Below are 19005 nucleotides of genomic sequence, written 5' to 3'. Positions count from 1 at the left end.
ACACAACAACAAGGAGAGGAATTTGAAGAACAGTCTGGTCTTGTGGGCACTGGCCGTGGTCACGCTTACCGCTGCCGCCGGAGCGAAGGTGGACGTCGACCACACCGCCGGTCCGAGCGGGATCTATACGTTCGAGGATGGACGGCGGCTCTACCTGGCGCCCCTGGTCGACGAAAATGGCGCGACCCTGCAGTTCACCTTCAGCGACGGATTGGTCGGCCGGGCCCGCAAGGAAGCGCCGTCCCGATTCGCGGACACGGACCCGTGTGCCCATCGCTTCGTCGTCGTCGATGACGATCGGGTCGAGTACTCGGACTGCTCCGCGAAAGCGACTGCACGACTGTCCGTCAAGCTGGACGAACGGCCGACGACCTTCCGGGCGTCGGATGGCCGCTCGATCGCCGGCTCGATCTGGACCGCGCACGGCTTCGCACCGCGCGCAGGCGTCGTGCTCGCCCACGGGGCCGACGACGAGACTCGCCAGATGGGCGTCCTCATTCCACAGCTTGCCGAGGCTGGACTGGCCGTCTTGTCGTTCGACCAGCGCGGCACCGGCGCGTCCGAGGGCAACTGGCGCAGCGACGGCATCGAGCGGATTGCCGCCGATATGGTGCAGGCCGCGCAACTGCTGCAGTCCGAAGCGAAGATCGCGCAAGTTGGTTTCTTCGGATTCAGCAACGGGGGCTGGGCCGCGCCTGCGGCGGCCGCACGCTTCAAGGACGCGGCGTTCGTCGTGATCAAGAGCGGAGACAGCCAGAGCGTGGAAGACAACGTGATCTTCGAGACCCGCACCGCGGTCGAGCGCAACGCCGGTGCGGTGGCCGCCGGCCGGGCCACGGACGTCATGCGAAGCCTGTTCGCGGCCCTTCACACCGACGCCGAGGCCGACTGGGCCGCGGCCCGCAAGAAGCTCGCCGACGTCCAGGGTGAGCCGTGGCTACGGTACACACAGCTGCCGCCGGTGCAAGCCTTTCCGCTTCCCGCTGCCGTGAAGGAGGGATTCCGGCACCAGCTGTTCTTCGACCCTCGCGAAGACCTGAAGAAAATCGCTTGCCCGGTCCTGGTGATGCTGGGCGACATGGACATCGACGTCGAAGGCCCGCGGAGCGCCGCGCTCTACCGCGCCTACTTCCGCGAGTCCGGCAACACAGCCGCGAAGGTCGAACTGCTGGAAGGGGCCGGCCACCAACTGGTGCAGGGCCCAGGCGCCGCGGCCAACAACTCCATGGCGACCGGGCGCTACGCAGCCCAGTACCCGCGCAACATGGTGTCGTGGCTAGGCCGCGTTATCGATTCCCATGCACGCTGACAAGCGATCGGCCCTAGCGCGCTCGAGCACGCCGGCGGGACGCCGACGGTTCCTGCAAGCGACAGCGGCACCTTTAGCCATCTGGGTCACGACGCCGATGCTGGGCGCCGCGCGCACCGATGCGCCGGTGTTCACCCGCGTTCGCCCCGGCGATGCCGGCTGGCCCAGCGACAGCACGTGGCAGCTACTGGGGACACGACTTGCCGGGACCCTGGTGAAGGTCAGATCGCCCTGGCCTGATTGCGTGGCCGCGCCGACCGGCGCCGCTTGCGCAGCCCTGTTCCGGCAGGTGAAGAACCCGTACTTCCTGGGCGACGAGGTGGCGCTGACACAGACGCTCGGCTGGGTTGACGCCTGGACCTCCGCGCCCAGCGCGTACGCGGTGATGGCGCGTTCCACGGCCGACGTGGCCGCCGCCGTCGACTTCGCGCGCGAGCACCGTTTGCGGCTGGTGGTCAAGGGCGGCGGGCACAGCTACCAGGGCACCTCCAACGCCCCCGATTCGCTGCTGGTGTGGACGCGCTCGATGCGCGACACCACGCTGCACGACGCCTTTGTGCCGCAGGGCTGCGCAGGCAAGGTGGCGCCGGTGCGCGCCGTCAGCCTGGGTGCGGGTGCACTGTGGGCGCATGCATACGACGCCGTCACCACGCGCGGCGGCGGCTATGTGCAGGGCGGCGGCTGCATGACAGTCGGTGTCGCCGGCCTGGTGCAAAGCGGGGGCTTCGGCAGCTTCTCCAAGGCATTTGGCCTGGCAGCGGCGGGCTTGCTGGAGGCGGAGCTCGTCACAGCCGATGGCGTGACCCGCATTGCCAACGCGTGCACCCACCCTGACCTGTTCTGGGGTCTCAAGGGCGGTGGCGGCGGCAGCCTGGGCGTGGTCACGCGCCTGACGCTGCGCGTGCGCGAGCTGCCCGAGACCTTCGGCGCGGTCAATTTCAAGGTGCGCGCCTCATCCCCGGAGGCGTTTCGGCGCCTGATCGGCCTCGTCCTTGATTTCTATGCGCGCTCGCTGATGAACCCGCATTGGGGAGAACAGGTCCGCCTGCTCGCCGACAATGTGATGAGTGTCTCGATGGTGTTCCAGGGACTGCGACGCGCACAGGCCGTGGACACGTGGCAACCTTTTCTCGATGCATTGGCGCGCGCTCCGCAGGACTTCTCGGTCGACTTTGCACCGCTGAAGATCGTGTCGACGTCGGCCCGCACGTTCTGGGCGCCGACGCTGATGAAGCGGGCACTGGGGTTCATCCGCCGCGACGACCGCGAAGGCGCTGCCGAAGGCAACGTGTTCTGGCCGGGCGACCAGGGCCAGGCTGGCCAGTTTCTGCATGGCTACCAATCGGCGTGGTTGCCCGCAGCGCTGCTGCAGGACGCCCGACGCCCGGCGCTGTGCGACGCCCTGTTCGCGGCTACGCGCCACTGGGGCGTGTCGCTGCACTTCAACAAGGGATTGGCCGGTGCACCCTACGAGGTGCTGGCGGCGGCACGCGACACGGCCATGAATCCGGCGGTGCTGGATGCCTTCGCTCTGGTGATCTGCGGCGCCGGCGAGCAGCCGGCCTATCCTGGAGTCGCTGGGCACGCGCCCGACGTCGAGCTGGCCCGCCGCGAGACCGGACAGGTTGCCGCCGCGATGGGCGAACTGCGCAAGGTCGCGCCCCAATCGGGCTCCTATGTCTCCGAGAGCAACTACTTCGAGCCCGGGTGGCAGCAGTCGTTCTGGGGTACCAACTACGAGCGCCTGCTCGCAGTGAAGAACCGGTACGACCCGCAGGGGTTGTTCTTCGTGCACCACGGCGTGGGCAGCGAAGGCTGGAGTCCGGACGGGTTCACACGGTCGACCTGAGCCTCAGGTGGTCAATCAGAAGCCGGGCCTAATCCAATTGCCGCGACGACGTCCGCTCCTGGCCGGAAGCGGACGTCCGACCCGCGGACTCGCAATCCGAGGGTCAGTTTGGCGGACTTAGTCTCTGCCAATCGGGACTAGAAGCGCTGGCCACGGACCGCGTCGCGGCTAGTCCGCCGCCAAGTCCGCCGGTCTCTTCACAGGAGGCCAGCAGCGCGGGCAACGCCGATACTTGGCAGGCGCCCAGCTAGCTCTGGCATCATCGTAGACGCCATGAATGAGTAGTGGCGCCGAGTTCAACGAAGAGCGCAGGGGCGCGTAGTGCAGTTCATTCCCAACGGTCCTGACATTCCCGATGCGCTGCTGCAGGCGCAGGAGGAGGATCGCGTGGTCTTCTTCTGCGGGGCCGGCATCTCCTATCCGGCAGGTCTGCCGGGCGTCGCCTAAGGCCCCGGTCTCCTCCCTCGACCGCATCGGGCGAACCGCCCGGCCGAAGGCCGCTGCCCGCAGTCCCGAGGTTCCCCATCAATCAGGCAACGTCTCGTCTGGGACAACTCCCCCGATCATGACTCCCTCACCAACGGCTTCCTGGCGTCTCAAGCAGTGACGAGTTACCTGCTCACGCCGAACGTGCCATGACTAGCGGTCCGATAGGAACACCTTCCCGTGCTGTCGAGATTGAAGCACTCGGGATTGGGACAAGGCATAGCAGGAACTCCGCAGTCACATGGGAGCCGAAAGGCGCCGGCCCACTAGCATCCTTCAGGGCCAAGTCTTGCGAGGCTGTGCGCGGAGAGTGAGTTCACTCATTTTCCGCCCGTTCTCACTCAGTACGTCTTCGCGCAACTCAGAGCCGAGGCCCGTCGGAAGCCTCCATCCTCCAGTAGTCTCCCCAGCAGGCTTGCGAAGATTTGGCATCAGCATCACAGGGGTGAACCCTCGGTTCATCGGCTGTTCGAGCCCACCTGTCACCTGGTCGCGCTCAAAATAGCGCGTGCGCAGCTCGATACCCAACCGCGCCACGCTCACACACGCATCGCCGACGTAAGGCGTGCGCTGCGCTACATCGTGGATTGTGTCGACAAACACACGCTCGACGACGTCGCAGTTCATAGGTTCTCCTGGTCGTTGTGATGCTCTTAGCCGATTCATCAACGCTGCGCGGTCTTCTCTACCGAAGACCCCGGCCGGATACGAGAAGAGCTTAAAGCCTTGCCCGCCCCCAGAGTAAAACTCGCGAGGACGAGCCCACTCGAACGTGAAATGCGGATCTCCGAAGTCTTTAGAAACTTGCGCAGCACATGGGTGCATCTTCGCCTTGCGGCGACTCTCCCAGACAAGACGCACGCCGGTCGCGATAACGGTCAGTGGTTGTTCTCGATCCTCCCGACGCGCTGACTGCATCCATTCATTGAGGGCCGATTGCAGGCGTATCAAAGCCAAAGGCAAGTTTGGCCAGTACGACTGCACCCCTTTCCTGGGACCGAGAAGAAACGTGACAACCGGCGCTGACCCCGACCCGGTGTTGATGCTTCCCACGGCACTCGCCGACGTGCCATCTGAGTAGGCCTCTGGGACGAGCCGCCGGGCGATCCACTCATCGGTAGGCACCCCGTTGAGATAAGCGATCCCAGTGAACCCGATACTCACCATCGCGTCCCGAGCGCGGAATATGACGATCTTATTTGAAGCATCGTCGAATTGCCGGCCGCCACTGGTGGTGAGCTTCCGATCGCCCACGTGTACGGTGCCATCTCGATTCGTTAGAACCAGGTGGAGAGTCATTGCTGTCCCAACCCTGGCTCAGGGTCGCCGACGCGCTGGTCACCAGCCACGATGCCTCGGCGCGTTGATTGGCTTCATTCAATTACCCTAGACCGACGGGCTTCACGTCAATCGAGCAAGTATCCGCGTCCGCACGCTCGTTATGGCGAAAAGCTTCTCCATGGTGCGTCTCCAGACCACGGATGAGCCGTGGGACCCGCCGTCGCCCATGCGGCATCCCCGTTACGTCACCAGCTTTCACCTGTAAACACGCTACATAGGAGAAGCCGTCATCAGTCTGGACGACTCTAGAAATTGCAGGCTAAGACTTGACGCCGATCCGAGTACGACGCCACTACGCCCTTCCAAAGCCCGTGCCTTGACTCCCGCTTGCCTGCTGACGGGCCCTGCGCGCTGCGAAACGGGGCGCTCTGGCCGGGCTTGTCACTTCGCCTGCGCCTAGAGTGCGTTGATGTCCGACGCTTTCCGGCGTTTCACCGCGCCCAATACTGCAGGAAGCTCTGTCAGTATTCGAACGTCGCAGGCCACAGAAGTGGGTCGGTTGATCAACTGCCCACATTGACTCGACGGTTTTGAGAGACAATCGAACTCATCATGGCAACCAGCGATCAGCTCAAGGCTTTGCTGCGCTCGCACGCAGAGGGGGATGATCGCCAGTTCTACTCTGTGGCCATGCAGATGGCCGCTCATGAAGCCAAGCAAGGGCATGGTCGGCTGGCGGAGGAGCTCCGTGAACTGATCGACGCTGCGAAGGGGCGCCGGTCCGTCGGCGCAGAGGGCCCTGTCCCCATTGCCCGTCCAAAGGGTGAGCTGGCCGGGTTGCTCAATGTGTCCTATCCGTCGAGACGGCTTGGCGACATGGTCCTAGCGGAGCCGTTGCTACGGAGCCTTCAACGTGTGCTCAAGGAGCAGAGGCACCTGTCCAAGCTCCGCTCTCACGGGCTGCACCCCCGCCGAAAGCTGCTGCTGGTGGGGCCCTCGGGCACCGGAAAGACGATGACAGCCTCGGCCCTCGCCGGAGAACTCGGCATCCCGCTGTTCGTGGTGCGCTTGGATGCGCTCATCACGAAGTTCATGGGTGAAACGGCGGCGAAGCTGCGGCAAGTCTTCGATGCCGTCTCGTCCACCCGCGGGGTGTACTTCTTCGACGAGTTCGACGCGATCGGCAGTCAACGTGGAATGGCCAACGATGTGGGCGAGGTCCGGCGAATCCTGAACAGCTTTTTGCTGATGATCGAGCAGGACGACTCGAATAGCATGATTGTGGCCGCCACGAATCATCCCGGCATCCTCGACGAAGCTTTGTTTCGGCGATTCGACGATGTCATCGAGTACCACGTGCCGTCGGCCCCAGAGATTCAGGCGCTGCTCCGTATGCGCCTTTCCGGATACATCAAGTCGAAGAAGGACTTGGCCGAGCTTGCGAAGGATGCCACTGGTTTGAGCCATGCCGAGATCGCACGCGCAATCGATGACGCGGTGAAGGACGCTGTCATGCACGACCAAGACACCATCGCTGCCGAAGACTTGCACAGCCTTCTGCACCAACGGCAGGCAGTGCGCCGGCGGACCGCTGGGACTAGGGACTGATCCTCCTGCATGACCACCCAGGATCAGCAGCGGCGCCCGCACCTCCTTCCCAACGACACGCGATCGACTGAGGGATACACCGCAAAGGGCGCCGGCGGAGGCGATAGACCCGAAGTGCCTGAACAAGCGCGTGAGCAGCATTCACAGAACCTCCGTGCGCAGTTCGCCCAGGTAGCAGCCGTTCAACAGCAACGCATCGCAGACCAGCAGGCGGCGGACGTACAAACTGCAATCGGCATCCAAATCGAGTTCGAGAGCCAGCAGGGTGTCGAACTTGCAGCCGAGAGCCTGGCACGCGATAGGCAGGGCATCGAGCTGATGAACGTGCGTGAGCATGGCGATCAAGTGCTCGCGACAGTGTTTGTTCCTGACGGCAAGCTCGTTCATTTCGAGAACCTGATCACCGCGTACGCGGAACACCGCACGAACGTCAATGGCGCACCCCTGGACAACCGCCGGCTGATTGATGCGATCAGACAGGTACGCGTTGCCACGTTCGATTCCCTGTGGACCGACGCCGCCGAGGCGCTGCCTGCCAACGACGCGCAGGCGATTTGGTGGGAGGCATGGCTACCTGGAGGCGAGACCCGCCTCCAGGTGATTGCGGACTTCCGCAAGGTGTGCGAGCTTGCGGGATTGCTAGTGGCCGACCGGGTGCTTCACTTTCCTGAGCGCTCGGTGGTCCAGATGCACGGCAGCAAGGGGCGGTTGTTGCAGTCGGCGCTGGTCCTCAACATGATCGCCGAGCTGCGGCGGGCCAAGACTACAGCGGAGTTCTTTGCCGCATTGCCGCTGAACGAACAGGCAGAGTGGGGCGAGAGTCTCCAAGAGCGGCTGTCCCCGCAGCACGCCGGAAACTCATACGTGACGCTACTAGACACCGGCGTTAACCATGGGCATCCATTGTTCGCGGGCCTGGTCGACAACGCCGACCGTCATAGCGTGGAGCCCGCATGGGGACTCGACGACGAAAACGGTCACGGCACGGAGTTGGCCGGTTTGGCACTATTGGGCGACCTGACACCCGCGCTCGCAGATGAAGGCGCCGTAACCGTGCCCCACCGACTCGAATCCGTCAAGGTTCTGCGAGGTCCCGGTGACAACGAGGGGAAATCGCACGGAGCAATCACTGCGGAAGCTGTCGCACGCGTCGAGATCACCGCATCAGACCGTCGACGCGTCTTTGCGATGGCCGTGTCATCCACCGATGGACGTGACCGTGGGCGCCCCTCGTCTTGGTCCGCAGAGATCGACCGGCTGGCGTGCGACTACGAAGGCCAAGGCGAGGCGCCAAGGCTGTTCGTGCTCTGTGCCGGCAATACCCAGGATTCCAACGCCTGGGGAGACTACCCAGCCAGCCTTTCGACGAATCTGATTCACGATCCCGGGCAAGCGTGGAACGCGCTGACCGTTGGAGCGTATTCAGAGCTCACCACCATCTCCGAACCTTATGGACATCAGTACAGCCCAATTGCGAGTGCCGGCGGACTGAGCCCTTACACGACAACGTCCGCAACGTGGCAAGCAAGCTGGCCCTTCAAGCCGGACATCGTCATGGAGGGAGGAAATGCGGCCATTGACGCCACGGGCTTTACTAGCCAGATGGACAGCCTGTCGCTGCTCACAACCAGCCATGAGCCGCACCTGCGCCTCTTTGCGCTGAGCTGGGCAACGAGTGCCGCAACTGCGCTTGCAGCCGGAATGGCGGCGCGGATCCAGGCCGCGTACCCCACATTCTGGCCAGAGACGGTTCGTGCTCTGATGGTGCATTCAGCCCGCTGGTCACAGCAAATGCTGGACACATACGTTCCGCAAGGGGTCCGAAGCCAAGCAAACATGCGCCAGCTACTTAGGCACTGTGGGTACGGCGTGCCGAACCTCGAGCGGATCCTGTACAGCGCAGGCAACTCGCTGACCATGATCGTCCAGGACGAACTGCAGCCCTATCACAAGATGGGATCTGCTATCCGCACCCGAGATATGCATCTGCATGCCCTCCCCTGGCCGGTAGAACAGCTTCAGGCCTTGGGCGAGGCACAGGTGACGCTTCGGGTCACCTTGTCCTACTTCATCGAGCCAAATCCTGGAGAGCGGGGCGGAATCGACAAGTACGCCTACCAATCTCATGCACTTCGATTTGCGGTTAGGCGCCCACTGGAAACCGAGCAGGCGTTCCGTGGCCGGATCAACGCGCAGGCGACTGCGGAAGAACAGGGCTTGCCAGGCAACGCCGGCGGCACCGACGCGGGCTGGACGGTCGGGGAGCGCACTCGCGCCCGTGGTTCAATCATCAGCGACAGCTGGACCGGCACGGCAGCTCAACTAGCCAACAGAGGGCAATTGGCTGTGTTCCCGGCAATGGGGTGGTGGCGCAACCGTCCTAGCCATGGGCGCTTTGAGCGCGCAGCTCGCTATGCGCTCCTCGTGTCGATCGAGGCACCTGAAGTCGAACAGGACCTGTACGCAACGGTCGCGCAACAGATTGGAGTTCCTCTCGCGGTCGAGATTCAGGCCTGAGTTGCCAAATGGCCAGTTGCGGTGCAGCAGAACGTTCCCGAGGCAGCGATTCGGTACGGCTGCATCCGGCAGGTTTATTGGGCCACAGTTGACGCGAAAGCGAGTAGCTGCTGGACTGGTCCGTTGCTTTCAATAGCTTGCTTGAGGACGGCGACGCCCGACCAAACTCCCCCGCCGCTTAGTCTCTACTTGCGGTGGTGTGGCCAGCCGGAGCCCCTAGGGCGGTCTAGGCCGCCCGTCAAGCAGAGCTCCGTCCGGGAGCCGCTTCCTGGTGGCGTCGTGCATCCCCTCGGCCTCGACAGTTCGGCAGCAGCTTCCGCCGCACTTTCTCCTGCGCAATCCACACCGGGTCGCGCGCATCCACGTGGCGGACGACATCTGCTCGGCGGAGGCTGTGTCCGCCCAAGTGCCTCCTCGGAGGGGCTTCGTGCAAACTAGCGCAGGCTTCCGCCACCTGTCCGCCTGCGGTAGCGTGGGCGCGGCTTGGGGACACTGCCTCCGCTACTTGAACGAGACACGACAGGCGGATTTAAAAATCTCTCGTTCGTACGTGGACCTCGGTGGGAACACGAAGGCATGCGATCCTCGGGGCCGTTTTCGGACGGCCTCACCCGACGGGTCCACGCAGGATCAAGTGGATGGCTGGAATGCCATGTCAGACGATGCTGTGCACACTCTCGAGGTGCTCAGATGGACGCGTGCTGCCTTTCTACGTCGCCCCGAACGTGTGCCAGCGCTAACCCCACAGCGGCCGGGTAGAAACAGTGGCGCCAGCCCGTCGTCAATCGATGCACCTGGCCCAGCGATACTGCCGCTTGATGCCGGATTGAGTCTGCAAGTCACCTGACGGAGCGCACATGGAACATCCTCCCCCAGAGCGAGCGAAGCTCGAAGACTGGCTAAGCCAATTCAGGGTGCAGCTTGCGAATGCTGAAGCAGGACCACCACTCGGCGAGGCCGACGCGACCATCCCCTACTTCCGCAAGAACGTGAAGGCGCTCGAGGCCATATTGGCGGACTTTGACGCCCATGTTCTGAACCTCCCCTTCAATCCGAGCCATGCATTCAAGTTTGCCGATTACTTGATCGCATGGGCGCAGCATCTGCGCGTGTCCCCAAAGAGCCTGCTCGAGGTTCTCGCACTGGGCATCACCGAGCCACAGCAACTTCAGGCTCGGGCGCAGGAGCTAGATGGCCCCGCCGCTCCCGTTCGGAAGGGCCCCAAACCAGGCCCCTGAGAATCAGGCGAGACCTGCGCCTTTACTTCGAGAGTGCCTTCTCGACCTTCGTGCGCGAGTTGCCCTCGCGCTTCACGGCTTCCTTCACCGCGGCCTTGGGCTTGCCTGTCATCTTGGCCTCGTAGCGCACCCCGTGCTCTTGACGGCAGGCCATCTACGCTAGAGATTGAGGATCTGCGCGCGATGGCTGAAGCTTCCCTCAGCTTAGAGGCTCTTGACGAGTCAGGGAGCCGATCCGCAGCATGAGACAGCGGCGATGTAGCGTCGATACGGAACGGGCGGATCGTTTCTGCCGTCCGTTGTGGTGGGCCGAATGTCGAATGCGGCCTCAGAGATGAGCAGCTTGGCGATGAGACCTCCAGTGAATTGGTCGGCAGGGCGTTTCTCCAGCTCTCGGACCACACTACCAAGCTCTCGAATAGTCAGCTGACACGCTATCGAGTACTCGCTGATCAAGTCCACCAAGCGGATCTCGGCCCGGGTTTGACCATAAGTGACCGAAATCTTTGCGACGCTCTGCGTCACTGGTAGCTTATCCAACGGCATGCCCTTCATCGGCTCCTTTTCGTATTCAGCGAACAGCTCTGGATCTCGGTACTTCAGAGCGGCAAGGAAAAAGAGCCAGTAAGTATGGACAGGGCGGCCAACGAATTCCGCAGCGATCAAAGCAGCTGAGTACACGTTCTCCTGCTGCCGGAGCGTCAGGCTGAAAGCGTCGGCGATCCTCGTGAACGCCAGTCTGAGAGCGCCGGAAGGTCCGTAGTTTTCGATTCCTGCCCAGAAGATGTTCGCCTCCGGAATTACGCCGAGCCGCTTCTGCAAGACTTCCAGGTACTTATCTAGACTTGGTCGCGGCAGCATCAGTTGCACGTCGAAGAAGCGCTGCAGGTAGCCGTGGCCATCGAAGCCGGCACCGTACAAAGCCCCCACGGACTTTGCGAGCTGGACGCTGTTCACCGCGAGAATGAAAACCACGCCGTTCACGCCGAAGATGTGCTTGATCTCTTCCAGCAGCCGAACTGCGAAGCTCGGCCGGCACCTGTCCAATTCGTCAATGAAGACGAACAAGGGCGCTCGCAATTTGTCACTCGATCCGAGCAGTTCCACTAGCTCGCGGAGTGCGGCTTGTACTTCGGAGATTGCACCCGCGCGCTGCCGATATGCGGTGAGCGTTTGGGCGAAGAACACCTCCATGGCTTGGTTGATCTCCTGCCGCGTAGCTTGCGAGTCCTCTAGGAGGTCTCCGAGCGAGGACGGATCATCGATGACATCCGCGAGCTCGTTAAGATCGATCCCACTAAGCTTCTTGAGCGCTTGCTTCCCGACCACTTTGAAGGTTGGAACCACTGCCTTGCCGATACTGGATACCAGCCGCTTGCTGGTTTGAGACAGTTTGTCCTGCAGCGGCGGCGATATCCCGCTCGCAGTCTTCAGCGTCTGGATGGAGCCGGTGAGCTCCGACATGAACGCAATGATTGGGTCTTCGACCTGGTCGTTCTTCCACGCGTCGAAGGTGACAACCGGGTACTCAGTCTTGAGCATCTCGGACCAGCGCTCGATGAAGAACGATTTGCCGGCACCCCAGCTGGCGTCGAGTGCCACGGTGATGCTACCTGGAGCACGCTCCGATCGTTTAATCAGGTAGTCGGTCCAGTGCTTGGCGTACTCAGACCGGCTTAGAGCATCGTCGACCCAGATGTCAGTTGCGGAAGTCAATTTCGTTCCCGATTCATATGTGATGCATTCGAGCACATGCGCGCCCAGCGCTCCGTCTGGAACTTTGCCCGGGTCATCCCACCTGGGCTCACCAATTCGAGCGGCCCCTCCGAGGAGCGGAGGTGGAGCTTCACCGCGGCAGGCACGATACCTCCATGAATGACAGCCAGGCAAAGGGGCTCGCGTGGGCAACACTGCTCACAGCTCATCGCGCGCTGCTGTGGGCCAATGTAGGGGCTTTGGGGTGGCGGCACGTTGGCACGACCCTTGATGGGTCGACAGTAGACTGCCCCCATGGCAAAGCTCGTTTTCGCTCGCCACGCAAGTGGGGAAGTCCGCCACGTCTCTGATGTGCGCAGCGGGCTCGCATACGGTTGCATGTGCCTTGACTGCGGCGAGCGCCTGATCGCTCGCAAGGGTGAAGTGCGCGAGCACCACTTCGCGCACACCTCCGGGAACGAGCACGACTGGGCCTGGGAGACCCACCTACACCTGTATGCCAAGCAGCTGGTCGCGCAAGCGGGCGGCCTGGCCGTGCCGCTCCACGCAAGCATCTGCGAGCACCTTGGCTTCCCTGAGAGTAGGCAGCGAGGACGCCTCGACGCCCACCCCTTGGGGATCGAGCAGGAGGTCGCGCGCGGAGCGGTGCGGCCGGACTTGATCGTGCAAGTAGCCGACCGCCGCATCGAGGTGGCGCTGGAGGTCTACGTTACCCACGCGGCCGACCGCGCCAAGCGTCAGGAGTTCAAAAGGCTGCGGCTGCCCGCGCTGGAAATCGACCTGAGCCGTATGCAGCGCTACGGGTTCAACGTTGACCGAGTGCGCGCCGCGGTGATTGATGAAGTGGACAACAAGCGCTGGCTGTGGCCTCTGCCGCCTGCACCGGTACGCGCATCTGCGGGGCTGAGCGACGAGGAATACGCGCCGCCGCAGGAGCTGGCACCGCAGGCTGAAGAGCCAAGCGGGCCTCTGCCACCTCTGCCTGGTCCCGCCACGTACGGGTTCAAGGTCGCAGGCTGGAGCGCGATCGTGCGCGTGACCGTGGAGCCGCAGGACGGTGTTATCCGCATTGACGTCCCGGACCTGCCGCTTGGCCGGCTGGCATCGACGCCGATCGAATACGCCGCACCGCGCGTGGCCGACAGTGTGGCAGAGACCATCAGGTGCTTGGCACCGAACGCCAGACAGGAGCATCGAGGGCTCTGGTTCGTGCCTCAGCGCTACGCGGATAAGGTGGCCGCGGCGCTGCAAGCTGCGGCAGAGAAGTACGAGACCACACAGGCTGACCGCAGGCTCGCGCAGAAGGCGCAGATGTTCCCCGCGGCGCCGACTCCGTACCAGCCCTCGCGGCGATCTGAGCCAGCAGCGCCGCCACCCTACGACAACCCGTACGCGCGTCGCCGCGGCTGACAGGGGGTATAAGGCAGGACGGAACGCATCCTCCGCCTGCCAGCAGTCCCTGCTCAATCTAGCTACGCCACTCCCGACCTTCGTCCCACCCAGGACGCTTGATCTTCACCCAGTCGCGCTTCGATGAGCCCTTCGCGATTCGGCGGTCACCTAGGCTGTCGAACCCTCAAGAGAGCGCGATGGTATCCAAGTTGGTAACCGCTCTCATAGAGAGCCGCTTCCGGAATTGATGCCGAGTGTCGGGATCGAACTGACGACCTATCGCTTACAAGATGGGCATTCGCGTGCCGAGGCGGGGCCTCCATTGCTTGCATTCCCCTGGAATGACTCGTTCTGATCTCTTCGAGGCGGACAGACTGGCGGACGGTCGAGTCGCCACGCGGAGAGCTAGATCGGGCGAGGCTTTTGACAGTGGCCCTCTCCGCACCACCGGCAAGCGTGGAGCGCCGCACTATGAATCCGCAGGTCCCCTCGATGGCTGCGACGGACGGCGAGCGCCACGACCGACGCTGCACGCATGCGCACGCCGCCAGCTCGCTACGACGCATTTACACGCTCGCCGGCGATCACAGGAGCGCGCGCTTGATCTCCTCGCGCGAACAGCCAGCACTCAGCATGAACTCAGCCGCCTCCTCTCGGCTGACAACTCGCAGCCCGTCCCCGCCGCTGGTACTGTTGTCGAGCTCATCGTGCTCGCGCCACTGAGACCGCGGCCCGCCTTCGCCGGCCACAAATAGCTTGCCGCTGCGTGCCCGATACAAGCCCGTCTCTTCCCAGTCGAACTTGTTGATCTCACTCAGGTATCGGGTAACGATGAGCTCGGCAGTGTCCGGGTTGTACGTGCGTCCGTCGATCACGCGTTTCATGGTGGCTCTCTTCGTGAAGTTGCTCGAAGAGCTCAGGCGAGCGCCTGACGACAGGCAACCTGGAACTCCCCGTAGTCGAAGTACGCCTGGCGGAAGCGATCCATGCGGCGCGGTTGCGGGAGCACCTCCGAACGGATCATCCGGTACAGGGTTCGTCGGCTGATCTTCAGAAGCAGACAGGCGTCCGCGACGGTGATCAGGACCATCTCTTGGGTTGCAGGTTTCTTAGCCATGCGACCACATAGCAAGCGCTACTGCAGACACTCAAACCGACCGGGCGCCCAGGAGATTTGGTCAAAATTTGGTCCGCGACCGCATGCATTGCCCCGACCTGACCACAAATGGCACAACGACTTCGAAGGTCTTTGGGCCATACTGTGCCCTGCAGACGGCATGGAGCCGGCTGCAAGAGCGACGTAAGCGCTTGTCGCGCTTGCGTTTTCTAAACAGCAGTGACAAGAACCGCTAGTGCAGAGCCTGAAGAGGGGTGGTGCCGATTGTCCGGATTGAACGGACGACCTACCGCTTACAAGGCGGTTGCTCTACCACTGAGCTAAATCGGCGGGTGCGGAAATTCTAGGCCGCCTCGGCCGCGCCTATTTCACGCGCTTGAGCGCAGGCCGGGGGCCGGAAGGCGGCTTCGGCGGTTCGGTCCCCGGGGGCGGCGCCTCCGGGGTGACCAGCTGGACGACCTTGGGGTCCGCCTCGCCAGCCAGGCCCGCAGGCGGGACGCTGGCCAGCGACGCCCCGCGAGCGCCCTCGTCGGCGCCTGCGGACGTCGCCGGAACGGGGAACGCCATGCCCTGGCCGTTTTCGCGCGCGTAAATGGCAATGACACGGTTGACCGGCACCATGATCTCGCGTGCCGTGCCGGCGAAGCGGGCCTTGAACTCGATGAACTCGTTGCCCAGCTTGAGCGAGCTCGTCGCGTCAAAGCTGATGTTCAGGACGATCTCGCCGTTCTTCACGTACTCGCGCGGCACCTGGACGGTGTCGTCCACCTGCACGGCAACATACGGCGTCAGGCCGTTGTCCGTGCACCAGTCGTACAGCGCCCGGATCAGGTACGGGCGCGTGGACGTGGATTCCAGGGCATTCATCGTGCTTGGCTGCTCCGCTCGGACCCGAGCTTACTTGCGCATCACCTTTTCCGACGGCGTCAGTGCCTCGATGTAGGCCGGGCGCGAGAAGATGCGCTCGGCGTACTTCAGCAGGGGCGCCGCGTTCTTGGAGAGCTCGATCCCATAGTAGTCCATGCGCCACAACAGCGGCGCGATGGCAACGTCGAGCATCGAGAAGTTTTCGCCCAGCATGTACTTGTTCTTCAGGAACACGGGGGCCAGCTGCGTCAGGCGGTCGCGGATGTGCGAGCGCGCCTTCTCCAGCGCCTTCTCGTTGCCCTTGGAGGCACGCGACTCCAGCGTGCTCACGTGCACGAACAGTTCCTTCTCGAAGTTGAGCAGGAACAGCCGCACGCGCGCGCGGTCGACCGGGTCGCCGGGCATCAGCTGGGGATGCGGGAAGCGCTCGTCGATGTACTCGTTGATGATGTTCGACTCATACAGGATGAGATCCCGCTCGACGAGGATGGGCACCTGGCCGTACGGGTTCATCACGTTGATGTCTTCCGGCTTGTTGTACAGATCCACGTCGCGGATCTCGAAGTCCATGCCCTTCTCGAACAGGACGAAGCGGCAGCGGTGGGAGAACGGGCAGGTGGTTCCCGAATACAGCACCATCATGATCAATGGCTCCTTGTCAAAGTGAAAACACGGTCAGGCCGGCAGCCTGACCGTGTCCTCCGGAAAAGAAACAGCGAAGGCCGCCGTCAGCGGACGTCCTTCCAGAACGCGGCATTCAGGCGCCAGGCGATCACCGTGAATGCCAGCAGGAACAGCAGCACCCAGACACCCACGCGCACGCGCGAGTTCTGCTCCGGCTCGCCCATCCACTGCAGGTAGGCCACCAGGTGTGCGACGGTCTGGTCGAACTGCACAGTGGTCTGCGTGCCGGGCGTGATCTGCTTCCAGCCCTGGAACACCTTGACCTCGTGCCCGTGCTCTTCCTTGGTGGCGAACACCGGCTCGCGCTCGCCCTGCAGCTGCCACAGGGCATGCGGCATGCCGACGTTCGGGAACGCCAGATTGTTCCAGCCCGTGGGCTTGGCCGGGTCGCGGTAGAAGGTGCGCAGGAAGGTGTACAGGTAGTCCGGGCCGGTGCCGCCATGGCCCGAGCGCGAACGCGCGATGAGCGTCAGGTCGGGCGGGTTGGCGCCGAACCAGTCCTTGGCCTGCTTGGGGTCGATGGCCGACTTCATCGTGTCGCCCACCTTCTCGCTGGTGAACAGCAGGTTGTCCTTGATCTGCTGCTCGGTCAGGCCGATCTCCTTCAGGCGGTTGAACCGCATGAAGGCCGCGGAGTGGCAGCTGAGGCAGTAGTTGACGAACGTGCGCGCGCCGTCCTGCAGCGCCGGCAGGTCGTTGGTGAGGTTCGGCGCCTTGTCCCAGTGGAAGCTGTCTTCGGCGGCGTGGGACGCGAGCGGCGCGACCAGCGCCGCCATCGTGAACGCCAGGGAGAGGAGAAGCTTTTTCATTGTCGTTCGGCCTCGGCTCAGTGCGCGGCGAAGGTGATGCGATCGGGCACGGCCTTGAACGTGCCTGCGCGGCTCCACCACGGCATCAGGAGGAAGAAGCCGAAGTAGAACAACGTGCCCAGCTGCGAGATGCGCTCGCCGGTCGGCGAAGGCGGTTGGACGCCCAGGTAGCCCAGCACCAGGAAGACCACGACGAACGCGCCGTACACCCACTTGTGCCAGCCCGGCCGGTAGCGGATGGAGCGCACGGGGCTCGCATCCAGCCAGGGCAGGAAGAACAGGATGACCACGGCGCCGCCCATCACCATCACGCCCCAGAACTTGGGATCGATGGACAGCATCAGCGCGACGAGCAGCACGGCACCGACGGCGACGATGCCCTTGCCGACCACCGACAGGCGCGACTTCAGGACACCGTACAGGCCCGCGACCACCACGCAGGCGATCAGCGCGTACATCATCTCGGTGGTGATGGCGCGCAGCATCGAGTAGAACGGAGTGAAGTACCACACCGGCGCGATGTGCGAAGGCGTCTTCAGCGGGTCGGCCGGGATGAAGTTGTTGTACTCCAGGAAGTAGCCGCCGGCCTCGGGCGCGAAGAAGATGATGGCGGAGAACACCATCAGGAACACCGACACGCCCAGCAGGTCGTGCACCGTGTAGTACGGGTGGAACGGGATGCCGTCGAGCGGATGGCCCTTCGCGTCGCGCGGCGCCTTCGGGCCCTTGATCTCCACGCCGTCCGGGTTGTTGGAGCCGACGTCGTGCAGCGCCAGCAGGTGCGCGACCACCAGGCCCAGCAGGACCAGCGGCACGGCGATCACGTGGAAGCTGAAGAAGCGGTTCAGCGTGGCATCGCTCACGACGTAGTCGCCGCGAATCAGCAGCGCCAGGTCCGGGCCGATGAAGGGGATCGCGGAGAACAGGTTCACGATCACCTGCGCACCCCAGTAGGACATCTGGCCCCAGGGCAGCAGGTAGCCCATGAAGGCCTCGGCCATCAGGGTCAGGAAGATCGCGCAGCCGAACAGCCACACCAGCTCGCGCGGCTTGCGGTAGCTGCCGTAGATCAGGCCCTTGAACATGTGGAGGTACACGACGATGAAGAAGGCCGAGGCGCCGGTCGAATGCATGTAGCGCACCAGCCAGCCCCACGGCACGTCGCGCATGATGTATTCGACCGAGGCGAACGCCAGGCTGGCATCCGGCTTGTAGTTCATCACCAGGAAGATGCCGGTGACGATCTGGATCACCAGCACCAGCAGCGCCAGCGAGCCGAAGAAGTACCAGAAGTTGAAGTTCTTGGGCGCGTAGTACTCGGTGACGTGGTAGCGCATCTGCTCCCCGAAGGTCGGGAAGCGGTTGTTGAACCAGTTGCCCAGCTTCTCGCCGGCGGTGGCGTTCGGGGAGACTTCCTTGAATTCAGCAGCCATGGTTGCCTCGCGTTAGCCCTTGGTGTTCTTGTCCTCGCCGATGATCAGGCGAGTGTCGGACAGGTACTGGTGCGGCGGCACCTCGAGGTTGTCCGGAGCGGGCTTGTTCTTGAAGACGCGGCCGGCCAGGTCGAACGTGGAGCCGTGGCAGGGGCACAGGAAGCCGCCCTGCCAGTCGTCGGGCAGCGAAGGCTGGGGGCCGGGCTGGAACTTGTCGCCGGGCGAGCAGCCCAGGTGCGTGCAGATGCCGACGCCGACCCACACGTCCGGCTTGATCGAGCGGTGCTCGTTCTTGGCGTACTCGGGGGTGGGGAACGCCTTCCGCTCCGAATTGGGATCGGCGACCTCGGAATCGGTCTTCTTCAGCGACGCGAGCATCTCGGGCGTGCGCTTGAGGATCCACACCGGCTTGCCGCGCCATTCGACGGTGACCTTCTCACCCGGCTTCAGCGACGAAATGTCCACCTCGACGGGGGCGCCGGCGGCCTTGGCCCGCTCGGAGGGCTGGAAGCTGGCCACGAAGGGAACGGCGGTGAACGCAGCGCCTGCCGCGCCCGCGCAAGTGGACGCGATCAACCACGTCCGCTTGCTGGTGTCCGCTGGGGTGTCACTCATGAAATCCTCAAAGGGGGAGCTTGTGGAAGGTCAACCCGCGATTGTAGCGGAGCGTATCGGTGCGAATCGAGGCGCAAGGTCGCG

17 protein-coding genes and 1 tRNA gene are annotated in these 19005 nt (G+C 63.5%); 7 read left to right on the top strand and 11 right to left on the bottom strand.

Features of this window, described 5'->3' with window-relative positions; translation table 11 throughout:
- The first annotated feature begins 22 nt into the window (after positions 1 to 22).
- The 3 genes from ACPWT1_RS07810 to ACPWT1_RS07800 all read left to right on the top strand — a co-directional run bounded on the left by ACPWT1_RS07810 (position 23) and on the right by ACPWT1_RS07800 (position 3605).
- Positions 23 to 1309 carry an alpha/beta hydrolase gene (locus ACPWT1_RS07810; RefSeq protein WP_427914807.1) on the top strand — a complete coding sequence of 429 codons (1287 nt, stop codon included), beginning with the start codon at positions 23 to 25 and terminating at the stop codon, positions 1307 to 1309.
- Positions 1299 to 3158, top strand: coding sequence for an FAD-binding protein (locus ACPWT1_RS07805; RefSeq protein WP_427914806.1), 1860 nt, complete (start codon positions 1299 to 1301; stop codon positions 3156 to 3158). The genes ACPWT1_RS07810 and ACPWT1_RS07805 overlap by 11 nt, the downstream gene beginning before the upstream one ends.
- Before the next feature lie 321 nt (positions 3159 to 3479).
- The gene (locus tag ACPWT1_RS07800) at positions 3480 to 3605 is read left to right on the top strand and encodes a hypothetical protein (protein ID WP_427914805.1); all 126 of its coding nucleotides are present in this window, start codon (positions 3480 to 3482) and stop codon (positions 3603 to 3605) included.
- 315 nt (positions 3606 to 3920) lie between these two features.
- Here the strand turns inward: ACPWT1_RS07800 and ACPWT1_RS07795 are convergent, their stop codons facing one another.
- The gene (locus ACPWT1_RS07795) at positions 3921 to 4271 is read right to left on the bottom strand and encodes a hypothetical protein (protein WP_427914804.1); all 351 of its coding nucleotides are present in this window, start codon (positions 4269 to 4271) and stop codon (positions 3921 to 3923) included.
- Between the two features lie 1266 nt (positions 4272 to 5537).
- Between ACPWT1_RS07795 and ACPWT1_RS07790 the strand changes: the two genes are divergently transcribed.
- The 3 genes from ACPWT1_RS07790 (at position 5538) to ACPWT1_RS07780 (ending at position 10288) form a co-directional block, all read left to right on the top strand.
- Positions 5538 to 6533, top strand: a complete 996-nt coding sequence (locus ACPWT1_RS07790) for an AAA family ATPase (protein WP_427914803.1) — start codon at positions 5538 to 5540, stop codon at positions 6531 to 6533.
- A gap of 9 nt (positions 6534 to 6542) precedes the next feature.
- Complete coding sequence (locus ACPWT1_RS07785; protein WP_427914802.1) at positions 6543 to 9050, top strand: S8 family peptidase; 2508 nt, start codon at positions 6543 to 6545, stop codon at positions 9048 to 9050.
- A gap of 857 nt (positions 9051 to 9907) precedes the next feature.
- A complete protein-coding gene (locus ACPWT1_RS07780) occupies positions 9908 to 10288 on the top strand; it encodes a hypothetical protein (protein WP_427914801.1) in 381 nt (126 codons plus the stop codon).
- Between the two features lie 22 nt (positions 10289 to 10310).
- On the opposite strand, the gene ACPWT1_RS07775 is transcribed toward ACPWT1_RS07780, so the two are convergent.
- Complete coding sequence (locus ACPWT1_RS07775; RefSeq protein WP_427914800.1) at positions 10311 to 10442, bottom strand: DUF3606 domain-containing protein; 132 nt, start codon at positions 10440 to 10442, stop codon at positions 10311 to 10313.
- Positions 10443 to 10510: 68 nt separating this feature from the next.
- Complete coding sequence (locus ACPWT1_RS07770) at positions 10511 to 12040, bottom strand: KAP family P-loop NTPase fold protein (protein ID WP_427914799.1); 1530 nt, start codon at positions 12038 to 12040, stop codon at positions 10511 to 10513.
- Positions 12041 to 12298: 258 nt separating this feature from the next.
- Here ACPWT1_RS07770 and ACPWT1_RS07765 point away from each other — a divergent pair, with 258 nt between their 5' ends.
- Complete coding sequence (locus tag ACPWT1_RS07765) at positions 12299 to 13414, top strand: hypothetical protein (RefSeq protein WP_427914798.1); 1116 nt, start codon at positions 12299 to 12301, stop codon at positions 13412 to 13414.
- Positions 13415 to 13980: 566 nt separating this feature from the next.
- Here ACPWT1_RS07765 and ACPWT1_RS07760 read toward each other — a convergent pair.
- The 8 genes from ACPWT1_RS07760 to petA form a co-directional block, all read right to left on the bottom strand.
- Positions 13981 to 14280, bottom strand: a complete 300-nt coding sequence (locus ACPWT1_RS07760) for a hypothetical protein (RefSeq protein ID WP_427914797.1) — start codon at positions 14278 to 14280, stop codon at positions 13981 to 13983.
- Between the two features lie 32 nt (positions 14281 to 14312).
- A complete protein-coding gene (locus tag ACPWT1_RS07755; RefSeq protein WP_427914796.1) occupies positions 14313 to 14486 on the bottom strand; it encodes a helix-turn-helix transcriptional regulator in 174 nt (57 codons plus the stop codon).
- A gap of 282 nt (positions 14487 to 14768) precedes the next feature.
- Positions 14769 to 14843, bottom strand: a tRNA-Thr gene (locus tag ACPWT1_RS07750).
- A gap of 33 nt (positions 14844 to 14876) precedes the next feature.
- The gene (locus ACPWT1_RS07745) at positions 14877 to 15380 is read right to left on the bottom strand and encodes a ClpXP protease specificity-enhancing factor (RefSeq protein ID WP_427914795.1); all 504 of its coding nucleotides are present in this window, start codon (positions 15378 to 15380) and stop codon (positions 14877 to 14879) included.
- 30 nt (positions 15381 to 15410) lie between these two features.
- A complete protein-coding gene (locus ACPWT1_RS07740; RefSeq protein WP_027100926.1) occupies positions 15411 to 16022 on the bottom strand; it encodes a glutathione S-transferase N-terminal domain-containing protein in 612 nt (203 codons plus the stop codon).
- A gap of 86 nt (positions 16023 to 16108) precedes the next feature.
- Complete coding sequence (locus ACPWT1_RS07735) at positions 16109 to 16873, bottom strand: cytochrome c1 (protein WP_427914794.1); 765 nt, start codon at positions 16871 to 16873, stop codon at positions 16109 to 16111.
- A gap of 17 nt (positions 16874 to 16890) precedes the next feature.
- Positions 16891 to 18306 carry a cytochrome b gene (locus tag ACPWT1_RS07730; RefSeq protein ID WP_427914793.1) on the bottom strand — a complete coding sequence of 472 codons (1416 nt, stop codon included), beginning with the start codon at positions 18304 to 18306 and terminating at the stop codon, positions 16891 to 16893.
- 12 nt (positions 18307 to 18318) lie between these two features.
- Positions 18319 to 18921, bottom strand: a complete 603-nt coding sequence (petA, locus tag ACPWT1_RS07725) for a ubiquinol-cytochrome c reductase iron-sulfur subunit (protein WP_427914792.1) — start codon at positions 18919 to 18921, stop codon at positions 18319 to 18321.
- Positions 18922 to 19005 lie beyond the last annotated feature (84 nt).

The organism is Ramlibacter sp. MMS24-I3-19, from assembly GCF_050320135.1.
Taxonomy (GTDB): Bacteria; Pseudomonadota; Gammaproteobacteria; order Burkholderiales; family Burkholderiaceae_C; genus Ramlibacter.
Note: the sequence above shows the minus strand (reverse complement) of the source record. Positions and strands in the feature narration are given on the sequence as shown.

Coding starts and splice junctions, on each gene's coding strand:
- petA (WP_427914792.1), bottom strand. CDS start 18,921: ATGAGTGACACCCCAGCGGACACCAGCAAGCGGACGTGGTTGATCGCG.
- ACPWT1_RS07765 (WP_427914798.1), top strand. CDS start 12,299: ATGGCAAAGCTCGTTTTCGCTCGCCACGCAAGTGGGGAAGTCCGCCAC.
- ACPWT1_RS07740 (WP_027100926.1), bottom strand. CDS start 16,022: ATGATGGTGCTGTATTCGGGAACCACCTGCCCGTTCTCCCACCGCTGC.
- ACPWT1_RS07735 (WP_427914794.1), bottom strand. CDS start 16,873: ATGAAAAAGCTTCTCCTCTCCCTGGCGTTCACGATGGCGGCGCTGGTC.
- ACPWT1_RS07730 (WP_427914793.1), bottom strand. CDS start 18,306: ATGGCTGCTGAATTCAAGGAAGTCTCCCCGAACGCCACCGCCGGCGAG.
- ACPWT1_RS07795 (WP_427914804.1), bottom strand. CDS start 4,271: ATGAACTGCGACGTCGTCGAGCGTGTGTTTGTCGACACAATCCACGAT.
- ACPWT1_RS07790 (WP_427914803.1), top strand. CDS start 5,538: ATGGCAACCAGCGATCAGCTCAAGGCTTTGCTGCGCTCGCACGCAGAG.
- ACPWT1_RS07805 (WP_427914806.1), top strand. CDS start 1,299: ATGCACGCTGACAAGCGATCGGCCCTAGCGCGCTCGAGCACGCCGGCG.
- ACPWT1_RS07760 (WP_427914797.1), bottom strand. CDS start 14,280: ATGAAACGCGTGATCGACGGACGCACGTACAACCCGGACACTGCCGAG.
- ACPWT1_RS07745 (WP_427914795.1), bottom strand. CDS start 15,380: ATGAATGCCCTGGAATCCACGTCCACGCGCCCGTACCTGATCCGGGCG.
- ACPWT1_RS07775 (WP_427914800.1), bottom strand. CDS start 10,442: ATGGCCTGCCGTCAAGAGCACGGGGTGCGCTACGAGGCCAAGATGACA.
- ACPWT1_RS07755 (WP_427914796.1), bottom strand. CDS start 14,486: ATGGTCCTGATCACCGTCGCGGACGCCTGTCTGCTTCTGAAGATCAGC.
- ACPWT1_RS07780 (WP_427914801.1), top strand. CDS start 9,908: ATGGAACATCCTCCCCCAGAGCGAGCGAAGCTCGAAGACTGGCTAAGC.
- ACPWT1_RS07785 (WP_427914802.1), top strand. CDS start 6,543: ATGACCACCCAGGATCAGCAGCGGCGCCCGCACCTCCTTCCCAACGAC.